We start from the raw sequence: 247 nt of genomic DNA, 5'->3' as shown, positions 1-247 counted from the left end.
AATCAATCAGCTTATTCATGGCCGGCAATCTCCGCCTCGGCGATTTGCTGCTTGGCCGCGATATAGCGGCGGCCGCCGAAATATGAGAGCGATGCGCCCATATAAGCCAGCATCAGCTCGGTTTCTGCCGGCGCGGTTAAAAATTTATAAGTGGCCGCCACAAACACCACCCACACAAAAATATTGGTGCTGCTGATTTTGTTGGTGGTGGGGTTTTTAAACATATCGGTTATTTTTTGCATAAGCG

At 49.4% G+C, this 247-nt stretch carries 1 protein-coding gene; it reads right to left on the bottom strand.

Annotation, left to right across the window (positions count from 1 at the left end):
* Window positions 1-11 precede the first annotated feature (11 nt).
* The coding region (locus RMT89_RS44750; protein ID WP_315889485.1) for a hypothetical protein at window positions 12-247 on the bottom strand (236 nt) is incomplete at its 5' end.

Origin of the sequence: Streptomyces sp. P17, assembly GCF_032436805.1 — a bacterium.
Taxonomy (GTDB): domain Bacteria; phylum Actinomycetota; class Actinomycetes; order Streptomycetales; family Streptomycetaceae; genus Streptomyces.
The sequence above is the reverse complement of the archived record's forward strand: the minus strand, read 5'-3'. Positions and strand labels throughout refer to the sequence as shown.